Annotated in this window: 9 protein-coding genes and 3 rRNA genes; 4 read left to right on the plus strand and 8 right to left on the minus strand. The window is 66.2% G+C overall.

The window, feature by feature from the left end:
- Together U9J41_RS28845 and rrf are read left to right on the plus strand one after the other, a co-directional pair.
- Positions 1-1,707, plus strand: a 23S ribosomal RNA gene (locus U9J41_RS28845); the annotation flags it as partial.
- 121 nt (positions 1,708-1,828) lie between these two features.
- Positions 1,829-1,941 (plus strand): 5S ribosomal RNA (gene rrf, locus U9J41_RS28850).
- A gap of 51 nt (positions 1,942-1,992) precedes the next feature.
- Here the strand turns inward: rrf and U9J41_RS28855 are convergent.
- The gene (locus tag U9J41_RS28855; protein WP_322405628.1) at positions 1,993-2,868 is read right to left on the minus strand and encodes an aldo/keto reductase family oxidoreductase; all 876 of its coding nucleotides are present in this window, start codon (positions 2,866-2,868) and stop codon (positions 1,993-1,995) included.
- A gap of 115 nt (positions 2,869-2,983) precedes the next feature.
- Here U9J41_RS28855 and U9J41_RS28860 point away from each other — a divergent pair, with 115 nt between their 5' ends.
- Positions 2,984-3,892: a LysR family transcriptional regulator gene (locus U9J41_RS28860; RefSeq protein WP_322405630.1), complete on the plus strand. Its 909-nt coding sequence runs from the start codon at positions 2,984-2,986 to the stop codon at positions 3,890-3,892.
- Here U9J41_RS28860 and U9J41_RS28865 read toward each other — a convergent pair.
- From U9J41_RS28865 to U9J41_RS28895, 7 genes are all read right to left on the minus strand, one after another.
- Positions 3,877-4,353, minus strand: coding sequence for a YbhB/YbcL family Raf kinase inhibitor-like protein (locus U9J41_RS28865; protein WP_322405631.1), 477 nt, complete (start codon positions 4,351-4,353; stop codon positions 3,877-3,879). The genes U9J41_RS28860 and U9J41_RS28865 overlap by 16 nt on opposite strands.
- A gap of 354 nt (positions 4,354-4,707) precedes the next feature.
- Positions 4,708-5,178: a DUF6328 family protein gene (locus U9J41_RS28870; protein ID WP_322405633.1), complete on the minus strand. Its 471-nt coding sequence runs from the start codon at positions 5,176-5,178 to the stop codon at positions 4,708-4,710.
- A gap of 64 nt (positions 5,179-5,242) precedes the next feature.
- Positions 5,243-6,394, minus strand: coding sequence for a VWA domain-containing protein (locus U9J41_RS28875; protein WP_322405635.1), 1,152 nt, complete (start codon positions 6,392-6,394; stop codon positions 5,243-5,245).
- Positions 6,384-8,630: a DUF5682 family protein gene (locus tag U9J41_RS28880; RefSeq protein WP_322405637.1), complete on the minus strand. Its 2,247-nt coding sequence runs from the start codon at positions 8,628-8,630 to the stop codon at positions 6,384-6,386. Before U9J41_RS28880 ends, U9J41_RS28875 begins: the two co-directional genes overlap by 11 nt.
- Positions 8,631-8,637: 7 nt before the next feature.
- A complete protein-coding gene (locus U9J41_RS28885; protein WP_322405639.1) occupies positions 8,638-9,729 on the minus strand; it encodes an ATP-binding protein in 1,092 nt (363 codons plus the stop codon).
- Entirely contained in the window at positions 9,726-11,303 is a 1,578-nt protein-coding gene (locus U9J41_RS28890; RefSeq protein ID WP_322405641.1) for a DUF5691 domain-containing protein, read from the minus strand. The genes U9J41_RS28885 and U9J41_RS28890 overlap by 4 nt, the downstream gene beginning before the upstream one ends.
- Positions 11,304-11,313: 10 nt before the next feature.
- Positions 11,314-12,654, minus strand: coding sequence for an SWIM zinc finger family protein (locus U9J41_RS28895; RefSeq protein ID WP_322405643.1), 1,341 nt, complete (start codon positions 12,652-12,654; stop codon positions 11,314-11,316).
- A 498-nt stretch (positions 12,655-13,152) separates the two neighbouring features.
- Here U9J41_RS28895 and U9J41_RS28900 point away from each other — a divergent pair.
- Positions 13,153-13,330: ribosomal RNA gene (locus U9J41_RS28900) — 16S ribosomal RNA — on the plus strand; the annotation flags it as partial.

The raw sequence follows: 13,330 nt of genomic DNA on the forward strand, positions 1-13,330 counted from the left end.
ATATGGTAGGAGAGCGTTCCGTAAGCCTGAGAAGGTGTCTTGTAAAGGATGCTGGAGGTATCGGAAGTGCGAATGCTGACATGAGTAGCGATAAAGAGGGTGAAAAGCCCTCTCGCCGAAAGCCCAAGGTTTCCTGTTCAACGTTCATCGGAGCAGGGTGAGTCGGCCCCTAAGGCGAGGCAGAGATGCGTAGCTGATGGGAAGCAGGTTAATATTCCTGCACCGTCGTATGATGCGATGGGGGGACGGATCGCGGAAGGTTGTCCAACTGTTGGAATAGTTGGTTTTTGACTCATAGAAGGCGCTTAGGCAAATCCGGGCGCGTAATTCAAGGGGTCGAGACGGGTGTCCTTGCGACACGAAGCAATCGGAAGTGGTTCCAAGAAAAGCCTCTAAGCTTCAGTCATACGAGACCGTACCGCAAACCGACACAGGTGGGCGAGATGAGTATTCTAAGGCGCTTGAGAGAACTCGGGAGAAGGAACTCGGCAAATTGGTACCGTAACTTCGGGATAAGGTACGCCCCGGTAGCTTGAATGGTTTACTCCATGAGGGTGAAAGGGTTGCAATAAACTGGTGGCTGCGACTGTTTAATAAAAACACAGCACTCTGCAAACACGAAAGTGGACGTATAGGGTGTGACGCCTGCCCGGTGCTGGAAGATTAAATGATGGGGTGCAAGCTCTTGATTGAAGTCCCAGTAAACGGCGGCCGTAACTATAACGGTCCTAAGGTAGCGAAATTCCTTGTCGGGTAAGTTCCGACCTGCACGAATGGCGTAACGATGGCCACACTGTCTCCTCCCGAGACTCAGCGAAGTTGAAATGTTTGTGATGATGCAATCTACCCGCGGCTAGACGGAAAGACCCCATGAACCTTTACTGTAGCTTTGCATTGGACTTTGAACCAATCTGTGTAGGATAGGTGGGAGGCTTTGAAGCGGGGACGCCAGTTCTCGTGGAGCCAACCTTGAAATACCACCCTGGTTCGTTTGAGGTTCTAACCTTGGCCCGTAATCCGGGTCGGGGACAGTGCATGGTAGGCAGTTTGACTGGGGCGGTCTCCTCCTAAAGTGTAACGGAGGAGTTCGAAGGTACGCTAGGTACGGTCGGACATCGTGCTAATAGTGCAATGGCATAAGCGTGCTTAACTGCGAGACCGACAAGTCGAGCAGGTACGAAAGTAGGACATAGTGATCCGGTGGTTCTGTATGGAAGGGCCATCGCTCAACGGATAAAAGGTACTCTGGGGATAACAGGCTGATTCCTCCCAAGAGTTCATATCGACGGGGGAGTTTGGCACCTCGATGTCGGCTCATCACATCCTGGGGCTGTAGCCGGTCCCAAGGGTATGGCTGTTCGCCATTTAAAGTGGTACGTGAGCTGGGTTTAAAACGTCGTGAGACAGTTTGGTCCCTATCTGCCGTGGGCGTTGGAAATTTGAAGGGGGCTGCTCCTAGTACGAGAGGACCGGAGTGGACGAACCTCTGGTGTACCGGTTGTCACGCCAGTGGCATTGCCGGGTAGCTAAGTTCGGAAGAGATAACCGCTGAAAGCATCTAAGCGGGAAACTCGCCTTGAGATGAGATTTCCCGGAGCCTTGAGCTCCTTGAAGGGTCGTTCGAGACCAGGACGTTGATAGGTCGGGTGTGGAAGTGCAGTAATGCATTAAGCTAACCGATACTAATTGCCCGTACGGCTTGTCCCTATAACCTTGGCAGTCATTGCCAGTGCAAGGGTTCAGCTGTTTGTTGAGACAACAGATTAAAACTACTTCTTCCAGATTCAGAGTGACGCAAGCATAAGCTGCGGCACTCGTACAAGTTATGCCTGATGACCATAGCAAGTCGGTACCACCCCTTCCCATCCCGAACAGGACCGTGAAACGACTTTGCGCCGATGATAGTGCTGCAACCAGTGTGAAAGTAGGTTATCGTCAGGCTAGTTATATGCAATAGCCCGCTCAGTTGATACTGAGCGGGCTTTTTGCTTTTTAGTCCGCCGTATCGGCAACGCCTTCGAGTTGCACCAGCACGTCCTCCGTCAACACGAGTTCCGCCGCCGCCACGTTTTCACGCAAATGGGCGGTCGAGGACGTACCCGGAATCAGCAGAATGTTCGGCGCCCGCCGCAGCAGCCACGCGATCGCCACCTGCATCGGCGTTGCATCCAGCTTGGCCGCGACGGCCGACAGGGCATCCGACTGCAGGGGCGAGAAACCACCCAGCGGAAAGAACGGCACATAAGGAATGCCGTCGCGCGTGAGCGCATCGATCAGGGCGTCGTCGCCGCGGTGGACGAGGTTGTACATGTTTTGCACGCACGCGATCGGCACGATGCGTTGCGCGTCCTCGACCTGCCGCATCGTCACGTTGCTCAGGCCGATATGCCGGATCAGTCCTTGTTCCCTCAATTCCGCCAATGCCGTCACCTGCGCTTCGAGTGAGCCTTCCGCCGGGCCGTGCACGCCCAGCATGCTGCGGAAATTCACCACCTTGAGCACGTCCAGGCCGAGATGGCGCAGGTTGTCGTGCACGGCCTGCCGCAATTCTTGCGCCGTGACGGCCGGCAGCCAAGCGCCCTGGCTGTCGCGCCGCGCGCCGACCTTGGTGACGATGACGAGGTCGTCGGCATACGGATGCAGCGCTTCCCGGATCAACTGGTTGGTGACATGAGGTCCATAGAAATCGGACGTGTCGATGTGATTGACGCCGAGCGCCACGGCCTCGCGCAGCACCGCGCGGGCGGCATCGGGATCCCGGGGCGGTCCGAAGACGCCGGGTCCGGCCAGCTGCATGGCGCCATAGCCGAGGCGCCGGACGGTGCGATCGCCGAGCCGATACGTGCCGGCATGATCGATACTGGACATGTGACTCTCCTTTGATGAACAGTGAACAGTTCATCCAAGATAAGTCCGGCTCGATCGCAAGACAATCCGGTATAGTCTGCATGGGCTGTACGTCAAAACGGACAATGGAAAACACATGAAAGTCGATCTCGGCGACCTCTCCGCCTTCGTCGCCGTCGCGCGCGCGGGCGGTTTCCGCGATGCCGCCCGGGCCAGGAGCAGCAGCGCATCAGGACTGAGCGATGCGGTGCGCCGGCTCGAAACGAAGCTCGGCGTGCGCCTGCTCAACCGCACCACGCGCAGCGTCGTGCCGACGGAAGCGGGCCGCAGCCTGCTCGCGCGTCTCGGCCCCGTGCTGAGCGAAGTCGAGAGCGCGCTGGATGTCGTCAATGGCTTTCGCGACACGCCCACCGGCACCCTCAAGCTCAATGTGCCGATGAGTGCCGCCCGGCTCGTGCTGCCGTCCATCGTGCCGCGCTTCCTGGCGGCGTATCCCGAGATCCGCCTGGAAGTGATCGCCGACGAGAACTTCGTCGACGTGCTCGCGGCAGGTTGCGACGCGGGCATCCGCTACGAGGAAAAGCTCGAGCAGGACATGATCGCCGTGCCGATCGGCCCGCCGGTCCAGCGCATGGCTGTGGCGGCGGCGCCGGCCTATCTCGACCGGTGCGGCCGCCCGCAGCATCCGCGCGATTTGCTCGACCACGCCTGCATGCGCGCGCGATTCGCCAGCGGCGCGGTCATCCGCTGGACGTTCGAGCGCGACGGCGAGGAAGTGACGATCGATCCGGCTGGACCATTGCTGGTCCAGGTCGGCGGCGCCCTCGACCTGAAGATCGCGGCGGCCGTCGCCGGCACGGGCATCGTCTATCTGTTCGAGGACTGGCTGCGCCCGTATATCGAGCGGGGCGAGCTCGAACCCGTGCTGGAACCGTGGTGGCCGCGCTTTTCCGGTCCGTATCTCTACTATCCGGGACGCAGGCTCGTTCCGGCGCCGCTGCGCGCCTTCGTCGATTTCATCCGCGCGGATCAGTGTCCCCGTTGATACGTGCCGATGAGTTCCGCCTGGGCCTTCACGTGACCCTGCATCGCTTTTTCCACCTGGGCCTTGGTCGGATGGCCCAGGTCGGGGAGCACGGTGTCGAGCGCGTACAGCTTGTGGACGTAGCGATGCCTTCCCACCGGCGGACAAGGACCGCCGTAGCGCGTGTGCTTGAAGTCGTTCTGGCCGGTCCGCGTACCCTGCGGCAGCTCGGCGTCGCGTACCCCGGCGGGCAGGTGGGTGGATTGCGGCGGGAGATTGTAGAGAACCCAGTGCACCCAGGTCATTTTGGGCGCGGCGGGATCCGGCGCGTCGGGGTCGTCCACGATGAGGACGAGGCTGCGGGTGTCGGGCGGGGCACCGGACCACGACAGCGCGGGCGACGTGTTCGCGCCGTCGCAGGTGTGAATGGCCGGGATGGGGCCGCCGGGCGTGAAGTCGGCCGAGGTCAGGATCAGGCTCATGCTTGCCTCCTTTGCGTTTGACTGCCTGCACGCTTCGACACCGGCAATCGGCCGGGGTTGCGTCGGCGGATCACCGACACCCACGACAGTCACCGCCACTTCCAGCCGCCGCAGCGGACGCCGCGGACGCACGGGCAAACAAGCCCGCGGTCGACGCGTCGCCGCTGCATGAACGGCTGGGCAAACACTCGCCACCGTCTGTGCTCCCCCCGATATCGGAACTTGAAGGTAGGCCAGTGTCGCCCAGTTCGTAAAATCCTTGTCCACGATGCCGTGAACACAAGGGTATTATCCGGCTGCAAGCGCTCTCATCTGTTCGGCGCTTCACACAACGCGGCCGTGGCAATGTCCGCGTCAGGATTGCGGCTCGCCGACCTGGATCGGATCGCGGCGCGGAATCAGATACCAGAGTCCCACAAACAGGAGAAGGGAAGCAACCGCGGCAGCGATGCTGAGCGAGAGCATGTCGGTTGCAAGCGACACGACCGTCAACATGTCGAGCGACAGGCCAAGTGCCAGCGGCATCAGCGCACCCCGGATGGCCCCGCGCGACACCTTCACCATGAGCGAGGTCGCATAGCCGTGCTGGGCGCGGTAATACACGGCCGGCGTCATCAGCAGGGCCATCGCGATGACCATCAGCGCGAGGCCGACCATGTGACACGCCTGTGCATACGGCGCGAGGTCGTTGAACCGTTCGTTGAACACGGCGATTGTCTGGAAACCGAACACCGCCTGCAGGCCAGGCAGAATGCAGCGCGCTTCTTCGATGATGTCGCGCATTGTTCGATGATTCTTTTCTTGTTGAGAAGCTTGATCGTCCATGGGATGACAGTAGCGCCAAATACGGCTGTGTTCAACCGCCCGCACGATTGAAAACGGCGCGCCGTCACGCGTGCACGATGCCGGCCTGCGACGCCCATTGTTCGAGGCTGTGCTTCTGGATCGCCGCCGCCATCAGGTCGGGGAACAGGTCGGGCGTGCAGGCGAAGCAGGGGATGCCCATCGCGGCCAGCTTCGCCGCATTGTTGCGGTCGTACGAAGGCGCGCCGCCGTCGTCCAGCGCGAGCAGGGCGATCACCTGCGCGCCGCTGCCGGCGAGGCTCGCCGCGCGCCTCAGCATCTCGGCGTTGTTGCCGCCCTCGTACAGGTCGCTGATCAGGACGACGATCGTGTCCTGCGGCCGCGTGATCAAGCCCTGGCAATAGGCGAGCGCGCGGTTGATATCGGTCCCGCCGCCCAGCTGCGTGCCGAACAGGACCTCGACCGGATCGTGCAGCAGCGGCGTCAGGTCGACGACGGCCGTGTCGAACACGACCACCGACGTCGTTACCGCCTTGATGCTGGCGAGGACCGCCGCGAACACGCTCGCATACACCACGGACGGCGCCATCGACCCGCTCTGGTCCACGCACAGCACGATGTCGCGCAGCGAGCGTCCGCGCCGGCCGAATCCGATGCGCGTCTGCGGGATGATGGTCTGGTAGGCCGGCTGGTAATGCCGCAGGTTGGCGCGGATCGTGCGCAGCCAGTCGATGTCCTGGTGGCGCGGGCGCCGGTTGCGCGCGGCGCGATTCAGGCTGCCGGCGACGGCCTGGCGCATCGGCGCGGCAAGCTTCTGTTCCAGGTCCTCGACGACTTTCGCGACGACGGCGCGGGCGGTCGCGCGCGTCTTGTTCGGCAGGACGCGGTTCAGGCTCAATAACGTGGCGACGAGGTGCACGTCCGGCTCGACGGCCGCCAGCATCTCCGGCTCGCACAGCATCTGCTGCAGGCCGAGGCGGTCGAACGCGTCCTTCTGCATCACCTGCACGACGCTGGACGGGAAGTACTGGCGGATGTCGCCCAGCCAGCGCGCCACGCGCGGCGCCGATCCGCCCAGGCTGCCGCCGCGCGTGTCCGGGCCGGCGCCGTACAGCGCGTCCAGCGCGGCGTCGACGGCGGCATCGCCGGCGCCCAACGCGAGCGACTCGCCGGCATCCTGGCCCAGCACGAGGCGCCAGCGCCGCGCCGCTTCCGTGTTGCGGTCTTCATTCGACATCGACATGCTCCTTCGCCGGCAAGGTGGCGAACAGGGTGTGCAGGATGGGCAGCACGCGCCGCGCGCGCACCTGATCGACGGCCGCCGCGGTCGCGCAGGCCGGCGGGGTGCCACCCGCCTGCGCCGCGCGCTCGCCCAGTGCGCGCCGCTCGGGAGAGCTGAACGTGGCGACCGTGCGGCGCAGCAGCGGCAGCAGCTCCGTAAAAACGTGGTCCGGTTGCGCGCGCAGCCAGCCGTTCACGATGCTCCACAGCGCATCGCAGTGCGCGAGCAGCGCGCCGCTGCCCTGCAAAAATCCTTCCAGCCAGTGCGCGGTGATGAGTGGCGGTATCGCCGGCGAGCAGCGCAGGGCCAGCCGGCGCGCGGCACGCTCGCCGTCCCAGCGGCCTTGTTCGGTGAGGATGCGGCTCGCGCGTCCCGCCAGCAGCGGATGCGACAGATCGCTCGTCGCCCCCGTTTCCAGCGCGTCGAACCACGCCGCCGCATGCGTCTCGTTCTGCAACAGGCGCACGGCCTGGTCGGCGGCGATGATCTGGCCGAGCAGGCCGGCCGCCGCATCGTCCGCGACGCCGCGCAGGCCGTACGGCAGCGCGATGCACGCGCGCGCCACGAGGCCGTCGACGACGCTGGACAGTGCTTGCGTATCGACCGCGCGCGCGCTGCCGTAGCGCAGCACGTTGACGAGCGCCGGCAGCGCCGCCAGCAGCAGGCCGAGGTCGGGCGTCAGCGTGCCCACTTCCTGGATGCGCGCCATCAGCGGAGCGACGGCCGCGCGCAGGTCGGCGAGTAAAATCGCCTCCATCAGGCGCGTGAGTTCGGGCAGCAGCTGCGCCTGCGCCGCGCGGTCGGCGGCCAGCGCCGTCGCCGCGGCTTCCAGCGTGCCGCCCCAGCGGCTGGCGGTGATCAGGTCGACGGCGAATTCCGGCTCCCACGCGAGCTGCCACTGCTCGTGGAAGGTGCCGGTCCGGCCGCGCACGGTCTGCTGCCGGCCCCACGGGATGCCCAGCAGCGCAAGACGATGCAGCAGCACGCTCTTTTCCAGGTGCGCGCCCTGGCGCAGGTCGAGGTCGAGTTCCGTCATGTCTGCCCGCACCGGCATGCGCAGGTGCTTCTGCTGGGCGGCGACGTCCTGCGCGAGCGGCACGGCGGGAACGTAGTCGGGAACGGTCCCCAGTGCCTCGTCGACGAGCAGTGCGCGCCGGATCAGGCGCAGCGGCGCGTCGCTGTCGTAGCAGAATACGGCGCGCACGGCTTCCATCAATTCGTCCAGCCCCGCGCGCGGACGCTCGCGCAGCGCGGCCAGCGCGTCGGCCAGGCGCGCGGCCTCGATCACATGGGCGGACGACGCGTCGAGATCGTGCCGGCGCAGCAGCGTCGCGACCTCCGTCAGCCAGTGCAGGCCGGCGCGGTCGCGGTGGCGCCACAGGTGGCGGTACCAGCCGGGCGCCGTCACGCCCGCGCCATAGCCGCTGGCGAGCGTGAGGCGGCCGTGCGTCCACGGCACCCACGTGGCCGCGACCTTTTCCTTCGCCAGCCCTTTGATGATTTCGGCGTCGCTTTTCGCGCTGGGCATCAGCGCCAGCGCCGGCACGTGCCACGCGCCGCACACGACGGCGATGCGCTCGCGGCCTTCCTTGACGGCCTGGCGGATCGTCAAGCGCATCCACGCTTCGCGCTTCGCCTCCATGTCGTCGGCGGGCGGTCCGGCTTCGTTGCGCAGCGCCGTCATCATCTCGGCGATGGCGGCGAACAGGCCGAGGCTGTCGCCGCGCTGTTCGACAAGGTGGTCCCACCACGTCTCCGTGTCGCCGTAGCCGGCCGCGCGGGCGAGCCAGCGCAGCGGGTCCGCGTGCAGGTGCGCGTTCAGGTCCGCATTCTGGTCGTCCTTGGCGTCGTCCGTCCGTTCGCAGTCCGCGCGCAAGGCGAAGCGCTGGGCCTGCGGCAGGTCGCAGAAGCGCAATGCCACATCGTGCTCGGCGGCGTAGCACAGCGCCTGCCATTCTGGCGAAAACTCGGCGAACGGATAGAACACGGCACGCTGCGGCTCGGCCGGCGCGTACAGCAGCAGGGCCACCGGCGGCACCATGTCCGCACGGCCGGCAAAGCGCGCCAGCGCGTCCGCTTCCGGCGGGCCCTCGACGAGGATGCAGTCCGGCGCCAGCGCGCGCAACGCCGCCGCCAGGCTGCGCGCGCAACCGGGACCGTGGTGGCGGATGCCGAACAGGTGGACGCTCATCGCGCGGTCACGCCATCACGTCGCGGCAGGCGCGGTACAAATCCTTCCAGCCGTCGCGTTCCTTGACGACGGTCTCGAGGTATTCGAGCATCGCCACGCGGTCCTGCAGCGGGTCCTTGACGATGGCGCCGACCATGCCGGCCGCGAGGTCGGCGCCGCGCAGCACGCCGTCGCCGAAGTGCGCGGCCAGCGACAGGCCGTGCGTGACGACGGAGATCGCCTCGGCCGTGCTCATGCTGGCGCTGGGGACCTTGAGCTTGGTCTTGCCGTCGCTCGTCACGCCGTCGCGCAGTTCGCGGAACACGGTGACGATGCGCCGGATCTCTTCCAGCGCCGGCGTCTCGGCCGGCAGTTCGAGCGCGCGGCCGATGCTGGCCACGCGCGATTCGACGATGCGCACTTCTTCGTCGGCCGTGCGCGGCGGCGGCAGCACGACGGTGTTGAAGCGGCGCTTCAGGGCGCTCGACAGTTCGTTGACGCCGCGGTCGCGGTCGTTCGCCGTGGCGATGATATTGAAACCCTTCTCGGCGAGCACCTCGTCGTCCAGTTCCGCGATCGGCAGCACCTTCTCGGACAGGATCGAGATCAGGCTGTCCTGCACCTCGCCCGGCATCCGCGTGAGTTCTTCGATGCGGGCGATGCGTCCCGTGCGCATCGCCCGCATCACGGGACTCGGGACGATGGCTTCCTGCGACGGCCCCTTGGCCAGCAGCTGCGCGTAATTCCAGCCGAAGCGCACGGCCTCCTCGCTTGTGCCGGCCGTGCCCTGCACGACGAGCGTGGAGTCGCCGCTGATCGCCGCTGCCAGATGTTCGGACACCCAGGATTTCGCCGTGCCCGGCACGCCCAGCAGCAGCAGGGCGCGGTCGGTGGCGAGCGTGGCGATGGCGATCTCGATCACGCGCGGACTGCCGATGTATTTCGCGCTGATCGTCACGCCGTTGTCCAGTTGGCCGCCCAGCAGGTATGTGGAGACGGCCCACGGCGACATCTTCCAGCGGGGCGGGCGCTGGCGCGTGTCGAACGCGATCAGCGCGTCCAGCTCGTCGGCGTACTGTTGCTCGGCGTGCTGGCGGAGGACGGAAGAGGTCTCGGTCATGCTATCTCCTGGAATGAAAGAGTCATCTCGTGGCGCAGGCGCACGAGATCGAGGAATTCGTCGATGGCGCCTTGCCACTGGGCGTCCGTGTGCCGGGCCGGTTCGCACGCGGCGGCCGTGGCCGGGTCGAGCACGAGCGCGAGGCTGGACAACAACTGGCGCACGAGCCACGGGTGGCCTGCGTCGACGAGCGCGGGCAGCGCCGACTGCAAGCGCCGCAGCGCGCGCCGGCTCAACGGCGCGGGCCACGTGTCCGCCGAACCGGCGGCGAGGCGCGCCAGCAGCCGCACGCGCGCGCCGTCGGCGATCCACTGGTCGGGCAGCGCGTCGAACAGGGCGCTGGACGTGCCGTCCGCGTCCTCGGAAAAGCGGACGGCGGCGAGGTCGAACAGGCTGTCGGGCACGGCGTCGCGCAGGGCCGGCTCGGCACCCAGCCACCATGCGGTCAGGTCGCGCAGCCAGGCCAGCGTGCCGGGCGAGGGATCGTCTTGCGCATGGCGCTGCACGGCCAGCGCCCAGCCGCGCACGAACACGGCGGCGAATTCGCTGTGCGCGGCGAGGGCGAGGCAGGCGCGCGGCGCCCGGTCGACATGCCGCGTCCAGAATTGCGGATCGACGGCGGCCAGCATGTCCACGACCCACCCGGCTTTTTCGCCCAGGCCGTGATGGGGCGTGACGCCGATGCCGTCGCGCCGCATGGCCGTGTCGAGCGCTGCCGGCAGGGTCAGTTCGATGCGGGCGGCGCGCAGCAACGGGCGCTCGAACCGCAGCAGCGGCAGCAGGCGGTCGAGCATGCGCTGCGCGAGGCGCGATCCGGGCAGGCGCGCGAGCAGGCGCTGGGCCGTGGCGCGCACTTCCTTGCGGCGGTCGTCGAGCGCGGCGTCGAGGAAGGCGTCGTCGTCCGGGCCCAGGCCAGTGGCCAGCGCCGCCAGCAGGGCCGCGCGCTGTTCCGGCGGCTCGCTGTTCCACGCCGCGGCGAGGGCGGCGCGCGCCGCGGCCGGATCGCGTGCGCGCCAGTCGCGCAATGCGGCGATGCGCTGCTCCGGCGTGCCGGTGTCCCACAGCGATGCGTCCATTTCTGCGCCGGCGGCGGCCCACGACCATGCCGGTTGCAGGCGCGCGAGCCAGCGTCCCCGTTCGCCCAGCACGGGCAGCAGCGCGGCACGCAGCGTCGGTTGGCGCGTGGCGGCATCGAGCAGCTTGGGCAGGACGTGTGCGGGCAGGCGGCCGCCATGACGGCGCAGCAGGTGCAGCCACTCGGCCTCCAGGCCGGCCGGATGCAGGTCGCGCAGGAGCCCGGCCAGGACGGCCTGCGCACGGAGCGGGCAGGAACGCTGCGTGTCGGGCGCGGCGGCCGGCGCCGGCGTCGGCGCGGGCTCGCCGGGCGTCACGAACCCGCTGCGCTCCCACAGGTCGAGCGCGCCGAGCGACAGCCATAATGCCGCTTCGGGCACCGCGGCGGTATCGCGGGGCAGCAGCGCATCGAGCGGCGCGGCCAGGGCTGCGAACGAGCGGCCGGCTCTGGCCGTCCCGATTTTCAGGAGCTGCTGCAGCTGGCGGGCATCGTCGTTCATCGGTGCCTCGTCATGTCATGAAGTCGCTGTCGATGTTGTACAGGCGTCCCTCGTGCCAGACGCTCAGCGGCAGCAGCATGCGGCCATCCCATTCGCCGCATACCGTGAGCGGATGGCCGCCGCTCAACGCCAGCAGGGGCAGCGGATGGCGAAACGCGGGATGCAGGGCGATCCGGCGGCCCTGCGTATCGCGGACGACGCCGTGGTCCGCGTGGTCCGGCACGAGGCCGCCCAGCAGCACGGGATGGCGTTCGAGGAACGGCTGGGCGGCGAGGGCCTCCGCATAGGTGCCCAGCAGGCCGTCAAGGTCGCAGGGTTCGACGCCGTTGGCGAGAGGGCGGGCCTCGTCCTGCCTGCGGATCTGGGCGCGCAGCGGGTAGGCGCTCGGATAGAAGCACAGGTCGCCGTCGAATTCCGTGCCGGGCGCGAGTTGCTGTTCGAAGCCTTGGGTGCCGACCGCGTACTGGAGATGCAGGGCCCAGCGCGCGTGGCCGGCGCCGTGGAGCCACGTCGTCCGTACGCGCAGGCGCTCGTCGTCGAACGTGCACTGGGCCAGCACGCGCCAGCGGTCCGTGACGGGGTGTTGGCGCAGCACGTCGTCCTGGCCCATCGTCCAGCCGAGCAGCGCGCGCACGTCGGCCTGCAGCGCGGGCGCCAGCTGGTCGATGCGCTGCCACGCCTGGGCCAGCAGATAGAGCGACGCCAGTTCGTGCGCGACGAGGCACTCGGCATTGCGCAGGCCCGACTGGTACAACATGCTGCCGGCGCGGCGCAAGCGGCGCGCGAGCGGCGCCGCCTGGGCGTCGGCCATGCGCGCGGCGATCGCATCCCAGAAGCCCTGGCCGCGCGAGCGCACGGACGCGAGACCCTCGCGCGCCAGGTCGTGCAGCCAGGTCTGCAGTTCCAGCAGGCCGGCGCCGACCTTGTCTTCGCGCTTTTCTTCGCGCCTGCGCGCCTGGGCGGCGGCGGCCGTCGCGGCTTCCGAGGCCGATTCGGTCATCGTTGCCCCCTTCTTTTCCTGGCGTACCTGACGGCCAGTCAGCCAGTCGCGTACCCAGGCCGGTTGTTCGATCTGTCCGAACAGCGCGGGTTCGGCCGTGCGCAACAGATACAGGCCGAGGCCGTGCTTGCAGGGGAATTTGCGGCTGAGGCAAGTGCATTTGAAGGCGGGGCCGCCGAGGTCGATCTGGGTGCGATACGGTGTCTTGCCGCTGCCCTGGCATTCGCCCCACAGCGCGGCATCGCTCCCGCCGAGATTCGACCAGTTCCGTGGCGCCGCCAGCTGGCTGCCGGCCCTGGCCGAAGCGGGATCGGGTGCGAGAGCCAGGATCTGGTTGGCGTCGAGAGTCACCGGTGTCCTTGGGGGATTGATATGATTTCTAGCTCGGTATGGGTAATACTCGACGATTATTGCCTAAACGTCAACTGAAATGACCGATGGGGAAAAGTGGCGATCGCGCAACGCCTCTTGCGCGCGGGACCGTCCGTTGTTATAGTGCGCATCCTGTTTTGCAGCGCAATGAAATGAGTCGGAAACGACGGCGCGACAAAACAGACGAGGGGTTGACGAGTTAAGCGAAGCACGGCATAATCTCACTTCTCTGCTGCTGACGAACAAAACGATTCGCAGATGCGGCAAGGCAGTACCGAATACCAAGTTCTTTAACAATCAACAGTCGATAAGTGTGGGCGTTTGATGAGGTGCCAGCAGTCACTAGTGAATAACTAAGGGGCTGCTGAATGCTTAAATTATCAAATGTTCACGCAAAAGAAATACGTTGCTCAGCAATGAGTAGCGGTCAGTATTTTGAGTGAGCGATCTGTCGAGAAATCGACAAAAACAGAGATTAAACTGAAGAGTTTGATCCTGGCTCAGATTGAACGCTGGCGGCATGCTTTACACATGCAAGTCGAACGGCAGCGCGGGGCAACCTGGCGGCGAGTGGCGAACGGGTGAGTAATATATCGGAACGTACCCAAGAGTGGGGGATAACGTAGCGAAAGTTACGCTAATACCGCATACGATC

It is taken from the genome of Massilia luteola, from assembly GCF_034420155.1.
Classification (GTDB): Bacteria; Pseudomonadota; Gammaproteobacteria; order Burkholderiales; family Burkholderiaceae_D; genus Telluria; species Telluria luteola.